This is a genomic window from Streptomyces sp. NPDC111628 (assembly GCF_055635195.1).
The window spans coordinates 18,558-37,813 of the sequence record NZ_JBVKBZ010000008.1 but is presented as its reverse complement, the minus strand read 5'-3'; the positions used below and the strand labels follow the sequence as shown (position 1 = coordinate 37,813).

The window sequence follows — 19,256 nt, the reverse complement described above, 5'->3', positions numbered from 1 at the left end:
CAAGAGACGGCGGGCGCTCCGACGTGTTGGCGCACGGCCAGGTAACGCGTGCTCCCCGGTTGCGTCGACGCTTGATGTGAGGCTGTTTCCCATGTTCGATCCGGTCATAGCGCCCAGCGGTACGCTGCTCGGCCTGCTTCAGCGGGGTCGCGGCGACGGCACGCTGCACGCGCTCACCGCTCCGCGCGCCGAAGCGCTCGCGGCGCTGAACCACTGTGTGCTCCACGACCCGCGCCACGACTGGCAGGTCGAGAACCGCTCCCTCTACTACGCCCGCCTCTACCTCGACCTGAACGGCGAGCTGGACGCGATCGAGGCCCATCTCTTCGACCCCGAGGACGTCCTGGACGCCGACGAGTCGCGCACCGGGCTGGCCCTCGCCGTTCTCGGTCACCTCGCCTCCTACGGCAGGCTGGACGCGCTCCAGCTGCTGCGCCGGTACGCCGCCCACGGCGTCAACTGGGCGTGGGCCCTGGACGAGCTGGCGCTGCGCGACGACGACGCGGGACTGCGCGCCCTCGCCGCGCCCGTCCTGGCCCGCTTCCCGCGCGACGCCGAGGGCGAGGCCGAGCTGGCCGCCGCCGTACGGGACGCCTTCGAACCCAGGCCCTGGCGCCTGTGGGCCGACGACCCCCGCGAATCGATCGCCACGCGCGTGCGTGCCGCCCAGGAGACGGGCTGCTTCGACCGCTGGCAGCGCCAGATGAACTCCTCCGGGCCGCGCCCCGGCTGGAGCGTGCGCGCCGTCTTCGAGTGGGCCGAGCAGGGAATCGAGCGCGGCACCCCGCTCCATGTGCCGGCCGCCCGCTGCCTCACGGCCGTCGCCGGGCCCGAGGACCGGCCCGAGATCGTCGAGGCCGCGCGGTCGGGCACCGAGGGCGCCCGCTGCACCGCCCTGCGCTATCTCGCCGACAGCAACGACCCGGACGTCCTCGATCTGATCGACGGCGCCGTCGCGACGGGCTCGACCCCCGTCGTGGAGGCCGCCGTCGCCGCGTACGAGCGCATGCGCAGCCTCGCCGCCGTCGACCGGGCCCGCGGCTGGGTGCACCGGCCCGACGCCCTGGGGGCCGCCGCCGGACGGGTGCTGGCCTGCCGGGGCGCCGCCCAGGACCGCGATCTCGTGCTCGCCGCGCTGCGGGAGGCGGTACGTGGCGAAGGCCCCGACGCGTCGACCCTGTGGACCCTCGTCGACGGCACCGGACGGCTCGGCATCGCCTGCGCCGCGCCCGTACTGCGCCACATCTACCGCGAAACCGCCTCCTCCCACCTGCGCGGCCGGGCCGCCCGCGCGCTGGCCGCCACGGATGCGTCCTTCGCGGCGGGCTTCGCCATCGAGTGCCTGTGGGACTGCGAGGAGACCACCCGCGAACTCGCCGCCCGCCACGCCGAGACCGGAGACAACCGCGTCGTCGAACGGCTGCGCAGGCTCGCCACCGACCCGGCCGAGGAGGACGAGGTCCAGACGGCGGTCCGCAGCCGCTTCGGACCGGACGCGCCCACCGTGTGACAGCCCCGGCACCCGGCGCGGCAGGCAGCCGCGCAGGCCGCGCGGCTCGAGCGCGGGGCCGCGCCGGGTGAACGGCGCCGTCGCCGCCGATCGCGGGGACACCGATCGCGGGGCGGGGGCGCCTTCGCGGCCGTCGAGGCGTTTCTGGGTGCCCGGTCGATGCCGGGTGGCCGGGCGGCGCCGCGGTCGACGGAGAGACCCCGGCCGGGTGTGACCCGGCCGGTGGCGCGTGGCCGTCTCGGCGTCGGCGTACCGCCACGAAGCGCGTGTCCGCCGGCCCGGCGGGCGGCACGTCCGGCGCGCGCGCCGCCCGAAACCTGCCAGGTCCCGGCAGGAGCCCTGCGCAGCGGCCGTCCCGAGCCGTGTCGTGGCACCGGCGGTCAGGCCACCCGGTACTGCTCGTCACGGGCGTCGGTGAGGAACATCTGCCCCGGCGCGTGGGTGAGCGCGAAGGGCGGCCGCGAGGCCATGACCGCCGCCTGCGGAGTCACTCCGCAGGCCCAGAACACCGGGATGTCGTCCGGCTCACGGTCCACCGCCTCGCCGAAGTCGGGCAGGTCCAGGTCGTCGATGCCCAGCGCCGACGGGTCGCCGCAGTGCACGGGGCTGCCGTGCACCGCCGGGAGCAGGCCGCTCTCGTGGATCGCCGCCGACAGGTGCGCGGGCGGCACCGGACGCATCGACACCACCATCGGGCCGCGCAGCCGCCCGGCCGGACGGCACGCGCGGGAGGTGACGTACATCGGGACGTTGCGGCCCTGCTCGACGTGGCGGATCGGGACGCCGGCCGCGGCCAGCGCCCACTCGAAGGTGAAACTGCACCCGATCAGGAACGTCACCAGGTCGTCCCGCCAGTGCTCGCGCACGTCCGACGGCTCGTCCACCAGCTCGCCGTCCCGCCACACCCGGTAGCGCGGCAGATCGGTGCGCAGGTCGGCGCCGTCGGCGAGCACGGTGGTCCAGGACCCGGCGTCGGTGACGTCGAGCACCGGGCAGGGCTGCGGGTTGCGGGTGCAGAACAGCAGCATGTCGTAGGCCCAGTCGGCGGGCACCGAGATCAGGTTGGCCTGGGTGTGGCCGGCGGCGACCCCGGCCGTGGGGCCGGTCAGCCCCTTCCGGAAGCGGGCGCGGGCCGTCTTCGGGCTCCACGCGTGCGCGTGCTCGTCGACGAGGGCCGGTGGCCGGTCCCCGGTCGCGGGGTGCGGACGGTTCATGCCAGTTCCTTTCCGCGCGTCTCCGGCAGCCCCAGCAGGGCCAGTGCCGCGATGCCGTAGCCGATGGCACCGAAGACCAGTGCGCCGCCCACGCCCCAGCTGTCGGCGAGGAAGCCGACCGTGGTGGGGAAGACGGCGCCCACGGCGCGTCCGGTGTTGTACGTGAAGCCCTGGCCCGCGCCCCGCACCGCCGTGGGGTACAGCTCGCTCAGATACGAGCCGAACCCGCTGAAGATGGCCGACATGCAGAAGCCGAGCGGGAAACCGAGCACCAGGAGCAGGGTGTCGGCGCCGCTGGGGATGTTCGCGTACGCCAGGATGCAGACCGCCGACAGCAGCGCGAAGAGCCAGATGTTGCGCCTGCGGCCCAGCACGTCGGTGAGCACACCGCCGGTGAGGTAGCCCAGGAAGGCGCCCGAGATGAGGAACGTCAGGTAGCCGCCGGTGCCGACGACCGACAGGTCGCGCTCGTCCTTCAGATAGGTCGGCACCCAGGTGGCGAGGGTGTAGTAGCCGCCCTGGACGCCGGTGGACAGCAGGCTCGCGAAGAGCGTGACGCGCAACAGGCCCGGTGAGTCCGCCGTGCCCGGCTTGAAGATCGCCGCGAACGAACCCTTGCCGGCTCCCCTCTCCCGGACTTCGGCGGCCCGCGGCGCGTCCTGCACGCTGCGCCGCACCCACACCACGAGCAGCGCCGGGAGCGCGCCCGTCCAGAACATCACACGCCAGGCCAGGTCGTCCCCGGCCAGTGAGAAGACCAGCGTGTACACGAGCACCGCCAGGGCCCAGCCCACGGCCCAGGAGCTCTGGATCGCGCCCAGCGTGCGCCCGCGGTGCCTGGGGCTCGCGTACTCGGCGACCAGGATGGCGCCGACCGCCCACTCGCCCCCGAAGCCGAGGCCCTGGAGGGCGCGGAAGACGAGCAGTGTCTCGTAGTTGGGCGCGAAACCGCAGGCCACCGTGAACACGGCGTAGGTGATCACGGTGAGCAGCAGCGCCCTGACCCGGCCGACGCGGTCCGCCAGCACACCCGCGAGCGCGCCGCCGACGGCCGAGACGACCAGCGTGACCGTGGTGAGCAGCCCGGTCTGGCCGCTGTCCAGACCGAAGTACGCGGCCAGCGCGACCATGGTCAGGGGCAGCGTGAAGTAGTCGTAGGAATCGAGGGCGTAGCCGCCGAAAGCGCCGCCGAAGGCGCGGCGGCCCCGCGGACCGAGGGCGCGCAGCCAGCCGAACGGGCCCGCTTCCGGCGCGTGTTCGGCCGTGTCGGGGGGACGGGTACCGGAGGGGAGGATCCGTGGGGGAGGAGGAGTGCTCATGGTGCACCTCGCAGTGGGAGGACGGAGGGTGCTGGTCGAGCGGTACAGCGACGGTACTTGGGCACCGTAGGGGATCGTTCAACGATCCCTCAATACCCCTGTTGTTTCGTTCTGGTATCTGCGATTGAATTCCGGGCATGGCAGAGCAGTTGACGGGACTGGCCGACGACCGCGCCCTCCTCGGGCGCACCAGCACCGCCGAGCGGGTCTCGGACATCCTCAGGAGCCGGATAGCCGAGGGCTACTTCCCGCCCGGGACCCGCTTGTCCGAGGACAGCATCGGCGGCGCCCTCGGCGTCTCCCGCAACACCCTGCGCGAGTCGTTCCGCCTGCTCACACACGAACGGCTACTGGTCCACGAGCTGAACCGGGGCGTCTTCGTCCGGGTCCTCACCGTCGAGGACGTCGAGGACATCTACCGCACCCGCTCCCTGGTGGAGTGCGCCGTCGTCCGCGGCCTCGGCGACCCGCCGTACCCGCTGGACGGGCTCGCCGAGGCCGTCGAGGACGGGCGGCGGTCGGCCCGCGAAGGTGACTGGAAAGGCGTGGGTACGGCCAACATCCACTTCCACCGGGAACTGGTGGCCCTCGCCGGCAGCGAACGCACCGACGAACTGATGCGCAGCGTCTTCGCCGAACTGCGCCTCGCCTTCCACGTCGTGGACGACCCCCGGCGCCTGCACGAGCCGTACATCGCCCGGAACGCGGAAATCCTCGCGACCCTGGAGAGCGGCGAGCGGGAGACGGCGGCGCGACTGCTCGCGGTCTACCTGGAGAACTCGCTCAAGCGCGTGGTGGAGGTCTACCTGCGCCGGGTCGGGGACGAGGGGTAGCCACGAGGGCCGGGCCCGGGCGGCACGGCGGTCGGCCACGGTGCCCGCGGCGGCCCATCTGCGTCGTTTGGGCCGATGTCAGACCGAGGACCTAGTCTGTGCACCGTGACTTCGCCTGCATCGACGGACAGCGTTCCGCCCCAGCTCAGCGCGGGGCCGCGCCCCGCCCCGGGCCCGGCCGCCGACGAAGGGCTGGCGCGGCGGCTGCGCGCGCTCGCCTGCACGGCGCCGCTGCACGACCTCGACGCACGCAAGGCCAACCTCGCCGGCGAGTACTCGGTCTACGGCATGGCGGAGGTCGCCCTCGCCGCCATCGACCTCGTCACACTGAACATGGACTTCGACACCGGCGCCGACCACGACCAGATAGTGGCCAGGCTGATCCCGCGCGTCGCCGCCCAGGCCCCGCCCCGCCCCGCCGCCGAGCACGAGCGGGTGGCCCGCTGGGTCCTGGAGAACCTGATCAACGTCGGCAGCGTCGACCGCGGCTTCCGCGCGGTGTACGGCACCTTCGGGCCCGACGGCACCTACGTCCGCCGCGACTACGACTTCAAACTGCTCGAAGAGGTCCCCGGCCCCGGCGGCACCGTCTACCTGCGCACCACCGACGAGGCGGTCAACGTCCTCGTCGGCGCCCTGGACACCGACGTCACCAGCGCCCAGATCGCCGCCGAGGTCAAGCTCGAGGTGCTGATCAGCCGCGGCCGTCTCGCCGACGCCCAGCTCGCCGCCGAACAGGCCAGGTACCGCACCGTCCAGTACTCGGAGACCCTCCGCCGCGCCCTGGACGCCACCCGGCGCAACGTCCGCGCGGTCGACTGGCTCGGCGCCGTCCCTGACATGATCGCCGAGGCCCTGGACCACGTCGCCGACCGGTACCGGCACGAGAACGCGATCCTCACCAACATCCGCAAGGCCCGCGACGAGACCGAGGACGCCGAGCACAAGCGCCGCGCCGCCGAGCTGGTCGACATCGTCAAGGACTGCATCCGCCGCCACACCCAGCTCCAGTCCCGCCTCCTGGAGGCCGGCCCGCTCTTCCGCGCCGAACAGGACCGGCAGGCCTTCGCCACCCCCCTGACCACCTCCGGCCTCGACCTGTACGGCCATCTCGTCGCCCCCGTGCTGCCGTTGCCCGTGGAGCGGGCCCTGCGCGTCACCGACGCCTTCTTCGCCCGCGGCACCGGCCTGCGCACGCCCGTCTCCGTCCGGGTCGGCGACCTCGTCGACCTCCTCCTCACCCCACCGGTGGAGCGGGAGCACCTGGGCGCCGAGATGCCGGAGCCCGACCTGATCGCCACCCCGGACGACAGCCGCTTCAGCGAGGAGCAGCTCGCCGCGGCCATGGAACTGCTCGACCTGCCGCACGACGCCCCGCGCCGGCTCTCTGGGCTGCTGGCCGACGCCCGCGCCCGCGACGCCGAACTGCCGTACCTCGTCGCGCTGCTGGCCGTCCACGCGGCCAGCCCGCCGGTCGGCACCGCCTACCGCCAGGGCGAGCCGAAGCTGCTGTTCGCCGTCGACGACGGCACCGAACTGGACGACCCCGAGTTCGGCGGCGCCGACCTCATTGTCGGCACGGCACTGCTGGACGCGGCGGGAATGGCGGCGGACCGGACGGAGGCGGCATGACCGGCCCGCACCGCCCCTCCGACCGCCCCGGCCACCACCTCACCCACCACCGCGGCACAGCACGACAGCACAGCGAGGAGCACCGACCGTGACCGAGTACGTCGACCGGAGCGAACCGGAGGCGGGTGCCGCGCCGACCACGGCGGCCGTCACGCCCGCCGACGCCGCCGACGCGGCGCGGCTCGTCGCGTTCGGCCTCCAGCCCAAGCTGCTGCCTGCCCGCGACCAGGAGTACGCCGACCTGCTGCGCCGCTACCGCGAGGACCCGCCCTTCGCGCGGCTCGCCGACGCCGTGGCGGCCGGCCTGGGGCTGATCGTCCTGGAGGTGTCCCCGCGCGCGGGGATGGCCGTGGCCGCCGCCGAGGACTCGGTGTTCGCCGTCCGCATGGGCGACTACGCGCGCCGGGCCGCCACCGACTCCGGCGACCGCTTCCTGCACGGCCTCGCCCACCTCGCGGTGGCCGCCATGGCCTACCCGCGCCCCGAGGACCTCGCCGACGACGGCTACATCGGCCGCGTCACGGTCAACGGCGTGGACGCCTTCGTCCGCCAGGCCTGCCGCAGACTCGAGGAGCGGGCCGAGCAGCAGGGCGAGAACACCGACCCGGCCACCGACGCCCCGGGCCTGGAGGGCGCCTGGCGGATCTGGGTCAGGCGCAGCTCGACCGGCGCCACCAAGGACGCGCGTCGACTCCCCGGCTCCACCACCGGCATCGTCGGCAAGGCCGCAGCGTTCCTCACCGACTCCGGCTTCCTCCAGCGCACCGGCGACGACCACGGCGGCACCTACCGGACCACGGCCCGCTACCAGCTCCAGGTGCGGGACATGGCGGGCAGCGCCGCCCTGACCGAGCTGCTCGACCTGGGCGTCGTCCCGGTCACCGACGGCACGGCGACGCTGCTGCCCGCCGAGGAGACCGACGACCTGGAGCTGGTCGCCGACGCCGGCCTGCCCTTCCACTCCGCCTGACCCCGCCCGACCGCCCCGCCCGTCCCCGACGTCCGAAGACTTACGAGAGTCCGCCATGTACGAGCTGTCCAGGGTCCGCCTCTACTCCATCGGACCCGCCGGTGCGCGCTACGCCGACACCGTGCTTGACCTGCGCGGTGTGGGCCTGCCCGTGCCCGATCCCGCCCCCACGCAGGCGGAGTTCTTCGAGGAGGAGCCCGTCGGCCCGCCGCGCCGGCCCGCGCCCGCCGGCGTGCTCTTCCTGGAGAACGGCGGCGGCAAGTCCGTGCTCCTCAAGCTGATCTTCTCCGTGATGCTGCCGGGCCACCGCAACACCCTGGGCGGCGCCAGCTCCGGCGTGCTGCGCAAGTTCCTGCTCGCCGACGACTGCGGCCATGTGGCGCTGGAGTGGCAGCATGTGCTGACCGGCGAGTGCGTCGTCGTCGGCAAGGTCAGCGAGTGGCGCGGGCGGCAGGTTTCGGGCGACCCGCGGAAGTTCGCCGAGGCCTGGTACTCCTTCCGGCCCGGCCCCGGACTGACCCTGGACAACCTGCCGGTCGCCGAGGCCACCGCCGTCCGCCCGTCCGTCGAGGGCGCCTCCGGCGCGCAGGGCAGGCGGCGCACCATGAAGGGCTTCCGGGACGCGCTCACCGAGGCCGGCAAGGCCTACCCGCACCTGGAGGTGCACTGGGAGGAGATCCACGACCGCTGGATCGAGCACCTCGGCGACCTCGGACTCGACCCCGAACTCTTCCGCTACCAGCGCGAGATGAACGCGGACGAGGGCGAGGCCGCCGGTCTCTTCGCGGTCAAGAAGGACTCCGACTTCACCGACCTGCTGCTGCGGGCCGTCACCGACACCCGCGACACCGACGGCCTCGCCGACCTGGTCGGCGGCTTCGGCAACAAACTGGGCCGACGCGCCGAGCTGATCGCCGAACGGGACTTCACCGCCGGATCCGTAGACCTCCTGGGCCGGATCGTCGAGGCCGCCGAGGCGCGCACCCGCGCGCGTGACATCCACACCGCCGCCGAACGCCGCACCAGGAACCTGGCCCGGCGGCTCACCGCGCGCGGCGCCCAGGAGCGGGTGCGGGCCTCGGACCTCGCCCAGCGCGTCACGGCCGCCGCGTACGCCGTCACGCACGCCGAGTCCGCCCGGGACCGCAGTGCCCTCATCGCCGCCGAACTCGCCTACCGGCACGCCTCGCTGGCCCTGACCGGCGCCGAGAAGGCCGCCGCCGCGCAGAAGCGCGAACTGGCCGAGGCCCGCACCCTGCACTCCGCCTGGCAGGCCGCCGAGGCCGTCCTGCGCCACCGCGCCGCCGCCGACCGGGTCGCCCGCGTGTCCGCGGCCATCCAGGAGGCCGAGCGGGACGCCGCCCCGGCGCTCGCCGCCCGCGCCAAGGCCGCCGTCGCACTCGTCCGCGCCCTGCACGCGGCGGCCGGAAAGGCCGAGCACCACGCCAACGAGGAGGAGGCGAGGTCCGCCGGCCTCCAGGAGGTCAGCGACGCCGCCCACCGGGACTCCACCACCGCCGCCACCGAGGCGCAGCGCGCCCGCAGCGAGGCCGGACACCTGCGCCAGCGCCTCACCGAGGTCGAGCAGGAGACCGCCGAGGCCGTCCGCGCGGGCTGGCTGGACGACAGCGCGCCCGACGCCGACCCCGCCCGCGCCGCCCTCGCGGCCAGCGACGCGGAGAAGACGACCGTCGCCGCCTGGGACACCGCCCGCGAGACGGCCGGCCGGGCCACCGAACACGCGCGCGAGGCCGCCGCCGCGGAGAGCCGTGCCGAACTGACCGCGGCCCGCGCGGCGGACGCCGCCACCGCTGCCGGGCGCGCCCACGGGGCCGAGCGGCGCACCGCCGAGGCGCTGGCCGCCGAGGAGCGGCTCGCCGAGCTGCTCGGCCTGGCCGCCGAGGCCCGCCCCGGCATCCCGCAGCCCCGCAGGGACGCGGACCGCGACGACCGGGCCGCCGCCCCCACCGCGGCGGACGGCGCCCTGACCCCCGAGGAACTCGACCGCTTCGCCGACGAGCTGCGCGAACTGCTCGACGACACCGTCTCCTCCGCCGAACGCCAGCTGTTCGACCTGCGCACCGCCGCGGCCGACGACTCCCGCATCCTCGGCGCGCTCGGCGACGGCGGACTGCTGCCACCGGGACCGGACGTGCTGGCCACCGTCGAGTTCCTCGGCGAGCACGGCATCCCCGCCCTGCCCGGCTGGCGCTACCTCGCCCAGGCCGTCGACCCCGCCGACCACGCGCGCGTGCTGAGCGCCCGCCCCGAGCTGGTCGACGGCGTGATCATCACCGACCCGGACTCGCACACCCGCGCCCGCGAGGTCCTCGACGACGCGGCCCTGCTGCCGCGCTCCGCCGTCGCCGTCGGCACGGCCGCCGCCCTGCTGGCCCCCACCCCTGCCGTCGCGGCAGCCGACACCGGGGATGTCTTCCTCGTACCGCCGAACCCGGCCATGCACGACGAGCAGGCCGCCGACGAGGAGCGGCACGCGCTGCGCGCCCGGGCGGGCGAGCGGGACGAGGAGATCCGCACCCTCGCCGCCCGCCTCGGCAAGGACCGGGAGCTGGCGGCCCGGCTCGCCTCCTGGCGCACCGGCTGCCCGGCCGGACGCCTCGCGGAACTCGCCAGGACCGCCGAGGAGGCCCGCGCCTTCGCCGAGGAGACCGAGGCCGAGCTGACCGAGGCCCGCACCCTGCGCGCCGAGGCGGACGAGAGGGCCGCCGAGGCCGTCCACCTGCGCGACGAGCGGCAGGAGGCCGCGCAGAAGGCCCGCCGCGCCGCCGACGCCCTCGCCGGACTCGCCTTCCGGCTGCGCGAACGCGCCGGCTGGCAGGTCAGACTCCGTGAACTGGCCGACGAGGGTGCCGAGTCCGAGGCCCGCGCCCAGGTCTGCCTGGAGCGGGCCCGCGCCGCCGACGAGGACCGGCGCGCCGCCCAGCGCGCCGCCGACGACGCCCGCCGCACCGCCCGCGCGCTGCGCGCCGAGCGCTCCGAGATCGCCGGCGCCCCCGACGACGTACCCGAAGAGGCACCCGGGGACGGCGCCGAGGCGCCGAAGGCGTCCCTGCCCGACCTCCGCGAGGCCTACCGCGCCGCCTCCCAGGTGTACGAGAAGGTCGGCGTCGGCGCCGACCTGCGCGCCGAACAGGCCCGCGCGGAGAGCGACGAGAGCGCGGCCCGCGCGGATCTCGACCGGCTCAGCAACAAGGTCCGCACCCGCGCCGCACAGCTCCTGGAGTCGCCCGACGGCTCCGACGGACCCTCCCGGCAGGCCGCCGTCGCCCGGGCGGAGGAACTGGTGCAGCTCCTGGAAACCCGCATGTCGAGCGCGAGCGAACAGCTCGGCCGGCTGCGCGGCGAGGCCGAACGGCACGCGCCCGAGGACGGCGACACCCACACCGACCTCCCCGAGGAACTCCTGCCGCGCGACGCCGAGCACGCCCAGACCCTGCTGCGCACGGCGACCGCCGAACTCGCCACCCGCACCGAGGCCCTGGCCCAGGCTCGCGAGGCACACGCCGAACTGCTCGACGCGCACCGCGCCGCCGAGGACGCCGCCGGCGGCTTCGACGAGATCGCCGCCATGCTCCGCGACCTGCTGCGCGAACACGCGCCCGAGGAGGAGCCGGAGGAGCCCGAGCCCTACGCGGGCGACCTGGAGGAGGCCCGACGGTCCGCCGCCGAGGCCCGCCGCTCGCTGCGCGGCTGCGCCGCCGACCTCTCCGCCGCCGAGGCCGCCGTACGTGAGGCGAGCGACGTCCTCGTCCGGCACGCCAACTCCACCCGCTACGAGCAGGTCCGCACCCCCGCCCGCCAGCAGATCCGCGAACTGCCCGCCGCCGCGCTGCCCGAGCACGCCGCCAAGTGGGCCGACGCCTTCGCGCCCCGGCTGCGCGTCCTCACCGACGAGCTGGCCCAGCTGGAGCGCAACCGCGACTCGATCGTGGACCGGCTGCGCGGACTGGTCGAGTCCGCCCTCGCCACCCTCCGCTCCGCCCAGCGCCTGTCCCGGCTGCCGGAGGGCCTCGGCGAGTGGTCCGGGCAGGAGTTCCTGCGCATCCGCTTCGAGGAGCCCGACCAGGCCACCCTCACCGAGCGGCTCGGCGAGGTCGTCGACGAGGCCACTCGCGCGGCCGTGAAGAAGAACTCCGACCTGCGCCGCGACGGCATGTCCCTGTTGCTGCGCGGCGTCGGTGCCGCCCTGCAGCCCAGGGGCGTCGCCGTCGAGATCCTCAAACCCGACGCCGTACTGCGCGCCGAACGCGTCCCCGTCGGACAGATGGGCGACGTCTTCTCCGGCGGCCAGCTGCTCACCGCGGCCATCGCCCTGTACTGCACGATGGCCGCGCTGCGCAGCAACGACCGGGGCCGCGACCGGCACCGCCACGCCGGCACCCTGTTCCTCGACAACCCCATCGGCCGCGCCAACGCCACCTACCTGCTGGAGCTCCAGCGGGCGGTCTCGGACGCGCTCGGCGTCCAGCTCCTGTACACCACCGGCCTGTTCGACACGACCGCGCTGGCCGAGTTCCCGCTGGTCATCCGGCTGCGCAACGACGCCGACCTCCGGGCGGGCCTGAAGTACATCAGCGTGGAGGAGCACCTCAGGCCGGGCCTGCCCCAGCCGACACCCGCCGCCGAGGGGGAGGGCGAGGCGGTGCACAGCGAGATCACCGCGACCCGCATGTTCAAGCGTCCCGCCCAGTCACCGGCCTAGGCGTCACCGGCCCGGGCGTCACCGGCCTGGGCCGGCCGTTCGCCGAGCCGGCCGAGCAGCCAGTCGTGGAAGATCCCGATGTGGTGCTCGGTCGGCACCAGCACCCCGCCCGCGCGGTAGGCCCGGGACGCCATGGCCGGCTGGGTCCGCTCGCAGGCCGCGAAGTCCTGGGCGTTGACCCGGTGGAACAGCTCGACCGACTTCGACAGGTCCGCCCCGGACGCCACGACCTCGGGCTCGTACAGCCAGTCGCACTCGACGACCGTGCGGTCCGCGGCCAGCGGGAACATGCGGTGCAGGATCACGTGGTCCGGCACCAGGTTCACGAAGACCGTCGGCCGCACGGTGACGGCGTAGTACCGGCGGTCCTGGCCGTCCGACACCTCGGGCAGCCTGCCGAAGCCCGCGCTGCCGTCGACCGTGAAGCCCTCCACGCCCGCGCCGAACTCGGCACCGTGCCCCACGTAGTACTGCGCCGCGTAGCCGTCGGCGAACTCGGGCAGGACGTCGGTGAGTTCCGGGTGGATGGTCGCGCAGTGGTAGCACTCCATGAAGTTCTCGACGATCAGCTTCCAGTTGGCCCGCACGTCGTACCGGACGCGCCGGCCGAGCGCGAGCCTCTCGGTCCCGTACCGCTCGACGGCGGCCGGATCGCCGAGCCGTTCGACCACCGCCCCGCACACCGTCTCCTCGAACGAGGGCGGCTCCTCGGCCAGGCACACCCAGGCATAGCCGAGCCATTCGCGCAGGGCCACCTCGACCAGGCCGTACGCCGACCGGTCGACGTCCGTCATCTTCGGCAGGTCGGGCGCGGCGACCAGCCTGCCGTCGAGGTCGTACGTCCACGCGTGGTACGGACACTGGAGGGTGCGGCGCACTTCGCCGGACTCCTCCAGGCACAGCCTGGCGCCGCGGTGCCGGCAGATGTTGAGGAAGGCGCGCAGGTCGCCGGTCCGGGTCCGCGTGACGATCACGTTCTCGCGGCCGACCTGCACGGTGCGGAAGGCGCCGGGCCGTTCGAGGTCGGCGCCGCGTACGGCGCAGAACCACAGCGCCTCGAAGACGTGCCGCTGCTCCTCGCGGAAGACCTCCGGGTCGGTGTAGTAGCGGCCCGGCAGCGTCGGGACGAGGCTGGAGGGCAGGGGAGTCGTCGTCACGTGCGTACTCCTCGGGCGGGGTCGAAGAGACCGATGGGGTGCGCGGTGGTGCCGGTCAGGGCCAGGTCGGCGAGGATCTCCCCGACCACGGGCACGAACTTGAAGCCGTGCCCGGAGAAGCCGCACGCCACCGTGACCGAGTCTGGGTGCGCCGGGTGGCGGGCGATGACGAAGTGTTCGTCGGGCGTGGTGGTGTACATGCAGGTCGCGGCCTTGCGGAAGGTGCCGGGCAGATCGGGGATGCGGCCGGACATGTGGTCCGCCATGGCCCGGACCTCGTGCTCGTGCACGGTGCGGTCGATCGTCTCGGGGGTCGTGGCCCGCCCCTTGCGGAAGAAGGCGACCTTGGCGCCGTCGTCGGGGCCGTCGATGGCCGGGAAGCCGTAGACCTGGACACCGGCCGCGTCCTCCCAGACATAGATCGGATGGCTCGTGGGGCGGAAGGGGCGGATGCCGCCGCGCGGCTGGAACCAGTACATGACCTGCCGCTCGACCGTGAACGGCACCCCGAGGTCGGAGAGCAGCCGCGGCGCCCACGCCCCCGGGCAGACCACCAGGTGGGAAGCGGTGTAGGTGTTCTCGGCGGTGTGCACCCGCACGCCGTCCCGGTACGGCTCCCAGCGGGTCGTCGGCTCGTCGAAGTGCAGGTCGGCGCCCTGCCGGGTGGCGAGCTGGAGATGGGCGGCCACGGTGTTCTCCGGCCGGAGCAGCCCGGCCTTGGCCTCGTAGAGCGCGACCTCGTCGTCGTCCGGCGCGAGCGTGGGGAAGCGGCGGCGGATCTCCCGGGCGTCCAGCATCTCGTGCGGCAGGTCCCACTGGCGGGCCGAGCGCAGTGAGCCGGAGACGGTCCACGCGTCGGGGCGGCCGATCATCAGTCCGCCGCAGAGCAGGGAGATGTCCCGGCCGGTGGCCCGTTCCAGGTCCTCGTACAGCTCGTAGGCGCGCAGCAGCAGCGGGACGTACGCCGGGTCCTCGAAGTACGACTGGCGGGTGATCCGCGAACCGCCGTGGCTGGAGCCCCGGTTGTGCACCGGGCCGAACCGCTCCAGGCCCAGGACGCGCACACCCCGCGCGGAGAGGTGGTGGGCGGCGGCGCTGCCCATGCCGCCGAGACCGATGACGATCACGTCGTAGGTGGGGGACAACTCGGGGCCTCCTGGGGACGGTCAACGGCGGATGCGGGTCATCTTCGGGTCGAACAGGGGCTCTTCGGCGACCGTGGCGGACACCTTCTCGCCGAAGTACTCCACGTGCACGCCGGTGCCGTCCGGCAGACCCGCCGGGAGCCAGGCGTACGCGACACAGCGGCCGAGGGTGTAGCCGTACGAGGCGCTGGTCACGTACCCGGCGGGAGCGCCGTCCACGTACACCGGTTCGCTGCCGAGCACCACGGCGGCGGGGTCGTCGAGGAGGAGGGGCGTGAGCCGCCGCTCCGGTTCGCCCGTGCGCTCCAGCGCCGGCCTGCCGACGAAGTCCCCCTTGTCCATGCGGACCGCGAAGCCGACCCCCGCCTCGTAGGGGTTGTCCTCGTCGGTCATGTCCCTGCCCCAGGCCCGGTACCCCTTCTCCAGCCGCAGGGAGTCGAAGGCGGACCGCCCGGCGGCGATCACGCCGAGTCCGCGCCCGGCCTCCCACAGCGTGTCCCAGAGCCTGAGCCCCAGGTCGGCCGTGGTGTACAGCTCCCAGCCCAGCTCACCGACATAGCTCAGGCGCAGCGCGGTGACCGGGACGTGGCCGACGTAGGTCTGCTTCGCGCGGAAGTAGCCGAACGCCTCGTGCGAGAAGTCGTCCGGCGTGAGCGGCTGGACGAGGTCGCGGGCGAGCGGGCCCCAGACGCCGACGCAGCAGGTGCCGGAGGTGATGTCCCTGACGTGGACACCGTCCGGCGCGTGGCGCAGCAGGTGGTCCAGGTCGGCGGGGGAGTTGGCGCCGACCTGGAAGCGGTCGGGGGCGAGGCGGGCGACGGTGAGGTCGGAGCGGATGCCGCCGCTTTCGTCGAGGAGCAGCGTGTACGTGACCGCGCCGGGCTTCTTGCGGAGGTTGTTGCTGGTCATGCGGTCCAGGAAGGCCAGGGCGCCGGGGCCGGTGACCTCCAGGCGGCGCAGCGGGGTCATGTCGTACAGGGCGACCCGCTCACGGGTGGCGCGTGCCTCCGCCGCCGCGATCGGGGACCAGTGGCGGGCCGACCAGGCGTCGCGGCCGGGCACGTGGAGGTCTGCGGCGAGAGGCGCGTTCGCCTCGTACCAGTGCGGGCGTTCCCAGCCGCCGCCCTCCAGGAAATACGCGCCGAGCCGCTGCTGACGGGCATGGAAGGGACTGACCCGGAGGGGACGCGGCCGTTCCATCGGCTGGAGCGGGTGGACGACGTCGTACACCTCCACGAACTGCTGTGCCCCGCGCTCACGGACGTACGCCGGTGAACGCTGCGCCTCCTCGAAGCGCGTGAGGTCGCACTCGTGCACGTCGATCGACGGCCGCCCGTTCACCATCCACTCGGCGACGGCCTTGGCGACCCCGGCCGAGTGGGTCACCCAGACCGCCTCCGCCAGCCAGAAGCCGCGCAGCGCGCGGGACTCGCCGAGGACCGGCATGCCGTCCGGGGTGAAGGAGAAGACGCCGTTGAACCCGGACTCGATCCCGGCCCCGCGCAGGGCGGGCATCAGGCGGCGGCAGTCCTCCCAGCTGGGCGCCCAGTCCTCGGGAGTGAAGGGGTACGACGACGGCATGTCCATGCCCCGGGCGCGGGCCTCGTCGTGACCGAGGACGGCGAACGGGTCGACGGGCAGCGGACGGTGGGCGTAGGAGCCGATGCCGAGACGGTCGCCGTGTTCGCGGAAGTACAGGTCCCGGTCCTGGAAGCGGAGGATCGGCTTCGAGGCCTCCGCCGTGGCGCCGCGCAGCTCGGGCAGCGGCCCGGTTCGCGCGTACTGATGGGCGAGCGGTTGCAGGGGGACGTCGACCCCCGCCATGCGGCCGACGACCGGTCCCCAGAATCCCGCCGCCGAGACGACGTGGTCGGCGGGGAAGGCGCCCCGGTCGGTGACGACGCCCGTGACCCTGCCGTCCGCCCGCTCGATGCCGGTGACGGTGTGCCGGTCCAGGGCACGGGCGCCCCGCGCGACGGCGCGGTCCAGCTGGGCACGGGAGGCGTGCAGGGCGTCGGCCAGCCCGTCTTCCGGGGTGTGGAAGCCGCCGAGGACCACCGACGCGTCGAGCAGCGGCCAGAGTTCCTTGCAGCGGGCGGCGTCGACGATCTCGCCGCGCACGCCCCAGGAGGCGGCGTACCCGGCCCGGCGGTGCAGGTCGGCGAGGCGCTCCGGGGTGGTCGCCAGTTCCAGGCCGCCGACCGGCTGGAAGCACGGCACGCCGGCCGAGGCGAGGGAGGAGAACTTCTCGACGGTGTACCGGGCGAAGGCCGTCAGGGTGCGGGACGGACTGGTGCGGAAGACCAGGCCGGGCGCGTGCGAGGTGGAGCCGCCGGGGGCGGGCAGCGGGCCCTGTTCGAGGACGGTGACGTCCGTCCAGCCGCGGGCGGTCAGTTCGTCGGCGAGGGAGCAGCCGACGATGCCGGCACCGATGACCACCACGCGGGGCGGGCGGCGGCCGGGGTCAGGGGTGTTCACAGGACCACCACCGAGCGCAGCACCTCGCCGCGGTGCATCCTGGCGAACGCCTCCTCCACCCCGTCCAGCGTCGTCGTCTCCGAGACGAAGGCGCCCAGGTCCAACAGCCCGTGCAGGTACTGGTCGATCAGGAACGGGAAGTCGCGGCTGGGCAGGCAGTCGCCGTACCAGGACGACTTGATCGCGCCGCCGCGCGAGAAGACGTCGGCGAGCGGGAGTTCGACCGTCGTCCCGGGCGTGGGGACACCGACCTGGACCAGCACTCCGGCGTGGTCGCGCATGTAGAACGCCTGGCGGAACGTCTCCGGGAGGCCCACCGCGTCGATCGCGATGTCCACGCCGTGGCCGTCGGTGAGGGCACGGACCGCTTCGACCGGGTCGGTGCCGCGGGAGTCGACGGTGTGCGTGGCGCCGAACCGTTCCGCCCGGTCCAGCTTCCGGCCGTCCACATCGACCGCGATGACCTTGACGGCGCCGTTCAGGGCGGCGCCCGCGATCGCCGCGTCGCCCACTCCGCCGCAGCCGATGACGGCGACCGAGTCGCCCCGCCCCACCCTGCCCGTGTGGACGGCGGCGCCGTATCCGGCCATCACCCCGCAGCCGACGAGACCGGCGGCCTCGGGCCGGGCGGCCGGATCGACCTTCACCGCCTGACCGGCCGCGACCAGCGTCTTCTCCGCGAACGCCCCGATGCCGAGGGCGGCGGTCAGTGGGGTGCCGTCCGGCAGCGCCATCGGCTGGGCGGCATTGCGCGACCGGAAGCAGTACCAGGGGCGGCCGCGCCGGCAGGACCGGCAGTCCCCACAGGGAGCCCGCCACGCCAGCACGACGTAGTCGCCCGGCGCGAGTGCGTCGACGCCCTCGCCGACCGCCTCGATCGTGCCGGCCGCCTCGTGACCCAGCAGGAACGGGAAGTCGTCCGTGACCGCACCCTCCCGGTAGTGCAGATCCGTGTGACAGACCCCGCAGGCCTGCACCGCGACCAGCACCTCGCCGGGTCCCGGATCCGGGACGACGATCGTCTGCACCTCGACGGGTGCGCCCCTCTTCACAGCGACTACGGCACGGACCTCGTGTGGCACGACAAGCTCCTCTGCTGTTGCGCATAGCACGATGGGTTGCGCGATGAGGAACATAGTGAGAACGCCGTCCAGGAGCCGTCAAGAGGTGCGGGTCAACCCCTCGGCAAAAGGGAACGGGACGGCCGAATCGCGCCGAGACGGCTCGCCCGGCCGCCCGCGCCGCCCCTGGCACCCGGTCAGCCGCCGTAGCCCATACGGCGGGACAGTTCGCCTCCCGCCGCCGAGGTGCGCTTCGCCAGGTCCGGCAGGCGGTCCGGCGTCAGCCGGTACACCGGGCCCGAGACGCTGATCGACGCGATCACCTTGCCGTCGTGGGACCGGACGGGCGCCGCCACCGCGGCCAGCCCGATCTCCAGCTCCTCCTGGGTGATCGCGTAGCCCTGCCCGGTCACGGTCTCCAACTCGCCGCGGAGCACCGCCGCGCCGGTGACGGTGTGCTCGGTGAACCGGTGCAGCGGGCGGGCCAGCAGGCCCTCGCGCAAGGTGGGCGGCAGATGGGCGAGCAGCACCTTGCCGCTGGCGGTGGCGTGCAGCGGGGTGCGCCGGCCGAGCCAGTTCTGCGCGGTCACGGAGGCGGTGCCGCGGGCCTGCATGACGTTGACCGCCGCGTCGTCGTCCAGGACCGCGATGTTCGCCGTCTCGCCGAGTTCGTCGGCCAGTTCGCGGCAGACCGGCACGCCCTCCTGCGAGATGTCCAGCCGTACCGCGGCCGCTCCCGCGAGGCGCAGCACGCCGGCGCCCAGGTAGTACTTGCCGCGCTCCTTCTCCTGGGCCACCAGGCCGCGGTTCTCCAGCACGCCGAGCAGCCGGAAGGCGGTGGACTTGTGCACCTCCAGTTCGTCGGCGATCTCGGTGACGCCCGCCTCGCCGTGCCGGGCGAGGATCTCCAGCACGCTCACGGCGCGGTCCACCGACTGCACGGCGCTCGCCGCGCCCCTGCCGCCGGCCTGCTTGTTCGCCACGCGGTCCTCACGATGGTCGGGCTGCCTCTGTGTGCGGGTCATGGCTCAACTCTCATCACCTGACGGCCCTGTGGGGACCGCGTCCGCGGGAAGCCCTTGACGGCACGGGCACCCGCCCCGGATTCTGTTGCGCATAGCGCTCTCCAGTGCGCCATGTGAAACATCATGTTACTCAAGCGTCCGGATCCCGGAAGGGTACGCGTACCGCGGCCCGACAGGACCCGCGTTCCG

General features: G+C 74.1%; 12 protein-coding genes. 5 read left to right on the top strand and 7 right to left on the bottom strand.

All coding sequences use genetic code 11. From position 1 onward, the window contains the following. Window positions 1-91 precede the first annotated feature (91 nt). Entirely contained in the window at window positions 92-1,510 is a 1,419-nt protein-coding gene (locus tag ACZ7MF_RS35825) for a HEAT repeat domain-containing protein (protein ID WP_471482369.1), read from the top strand. Between the two features lie 380 nt (window positions 1,511-1,890). Here ACZ7MF_RS35825 and ACZ7MF_RS35820 read toward each other — a convergent pair whose 3' ends face one another. Both ACZ7MF_RS35820 and ACZ7MF_RS35815 read right to left on the bottom strand, forming a co-directional pair. Further along, entirely contained in the window at window positions 1,891-2,724 is an 834-nt protein-coding gene (locus ACZ7MF_RS35820) for a putative hydro-lyase (protein WP_471482368.1), read from the bottom strand. Beyond that, on the bottom strand, window positions 2,721-4,043 hold the full coding sequence (locus ACZ7MF_RS35815; protein WP_471482367.1) for an MFS transporter: 1,323 nt from the start codon (window positions 4,041-4,043) through the stop codon (window positions 2,721-2,723). Before ACZ7MF_RS35815 ends, ACZ7MF_RS35820 begins: the two co-directional genes overlap by 4 nt. A gap of 137 nt (window positions 4,044-4,180) precedes the next feature. On the opposite strand from ACZ7MF_RS35815, the gene ACZ7MF_RS35810 reads away from it, so the two are divergent. The 4 genes from ACZ7MF_RS35810 to ACZ7MF_RS35795 all read left to right on the top strand — a co-directional run bounded on the left by ACZ7MF_RS35810 (window position 4,181) and on the right by ACZ7MF_RS35795 (window position 12,201). Then, window positions 4,181-4,876 carry a GntR family transcriptional regulator gene (locus ACZ7MF_RS35810; RefSeq protein WP_471482366.1) on the top strand — a complete coding sequence of 232 codons (696 nt, stop codon included), beginning with the start codon at window positions 4,181-4,183 and terminating at the stop codon, window positions 4,874-4,876. A 105-nt stretch (window positions 4,877-4,981) separates the two neighbouring features. Beyond that, window positions 4,982-6,508 (top strand): hypothetical protein, encoded by a 1,527-nt coding sequence (locus tag ACZ7MF_RS35805; protein WP_471482365.1) that lies wholly within the window; start codon window positions 4,982-4,984, stop codon window positions 6,506-6,508. Window positions 6,509-6,596: 88 nt separating this feature from the next. After that, entirely contained in the window at window positions 6,597-7,478 is an 882-nt protein-coding gene (locus ACZ7MF_RS35800) for a hypothetical protein (RefSeq protein WP_471482364.1), read from the top strand. A gap of 55 nt (window positions 7,479-7,533) precedes the next feature. Beyond that, on the top strand, window positions 7,534-12,201 hold the full coding sequence (locus ACZ7MF_RS35795; RefSeq protein WP_471482363.1) for a coiled-coil domain-containing protein: 4,668 nt from the start codon (window positions 7,534-7,536) through the stop codon (window positions 12,199-12,201). Here ACZ7MF_RS35795 and ACZ7MF_RS35790 read toward each other — a convergent pair. The 5 genes from ACZ7MF_RS35790 to ACZ7MF_RS35770 form a co-directional block, all read right to left on the bottom strand. After that, window positions 12,198-13,358 carry an aromatic ring-hydroxylating oxygenase subunit alpha gene (locus tag ACZ7MF_RS35790; RefSeq protein ID WP_471482362.1) on the bottom strand — a complete coding sequence of 387 codons (1,161 nt, stop codon included), beginning with the start codon at window positions 13,356-13,358 and terminating at the stop codon, window positions 12,198-12,200. The two genes, ACZ7MF_RS35795 and ACZ7MF_RS35790, sit on opposite strands and share 4 nt — an antisense overlap. Next, on the bottom strand, window positions 13,355-14,503 hold the full coding sequence (gene solA, locus ACZ7MF_RS35785) for an N-methyl-L-tryptophan oxidase (protein WP_471482361.1): 1,149 nt from the start codon (window positions 14,501-14,503) through the stop codon (window positions 13,355-13,357). Before solA ends, ACZ7MF_RS35790 begins: the two co-directional genes overlap by 4 nt. A gap of 21 nt (window positions 14,504-14,524) precedes the next feature. Beyond that, window positions 14,525-16,981, bottom strand: coding sequence for a GcvT family protein (locus tag ACZ7MF_RS35780; protein ID WP_471482360.1), 2,457 nt, complete (start codon window positions 16,979-16,981; stop codon window positions 14,525-14,527). Continuing rightward, entirely contained in the window at window positions 16,978-18,063 is a 1,086-nt protein-coding gene (locus tag ACZ7MF_RS35775) for an S-(hydroxymethyl)mycothiol dehydrogenase (protein WP_471482359.1), read from the bottom strand. The genes ACZ7MF_RS35780 and ACZ7MF_RS35775 overlap by 4 nt, the downstream gene beginning before the upstream one ends. A gap of 176 nt (window positions 18,064-18,239) precedes the next feature. Continuing rightward, the gene (locus ACZ7MF_RS35770; RefSeq protein ID WP_471482358.1) at window positions 18,240-19,067 is read right to left on the bottom strand and encodes an IclR family transcriptional regulator; all 828 of its coding nucleotides are present in this window, start codon (window positions 19,065-19,067) and stop codon (window positions 18,240-18,242) included. Window positions 19,068-19,256 lie beyond the last annotated feature (189 nt).

Bases quoted from the DNA above. Each gene is read 5' to 3' on its own strand.
- ACZ7MF_RS35820 (WP_471482368.1), bottom strand. From the start codon at position 2,724: ATGAACCGTCCGCACCCCGCGACCGGGGACCGGCCACCGGCCCTCGTC.
- ACZ7MF_RS35815 (WP_471482367.1), bottom strand. From the start codon at position 4,043: ATGAGCACTCCTCCTCCCCCACGGATCCTCCCCTCCGGTACCCGTCCC.
- ACZ7MF_RS35770 (WP_471482358.1), bottom strand. From the start codon at position 19,067: ATGACCCGCACACAGAGGCAGCCCGACCATCGTGAGGACCGCGTGGCG.
- ACZ7MF_RS35810 (WP_471482366.1), top strand. From the start codon at position 4,181: ATGGCAGAGCAGTTGACGGGACTGGCCGACGACCGCGCCCTCCTCGGG.
- ACZ7MF_RS35795 (WP_471482363.1), top strand. From the start codon at position 7,534: ATGTACGAGCTGTCCAGGGTCCGCCTCTACTCCATCGGACCCGCCGGT.
- ACZ7MF_RS35825 (WP_471482369.1), top strand. From the start codon at position 92: ATGTTCGATCCGGTCATAGCGCCCAGCGGTACGCTGCTCGGCCTGCTT.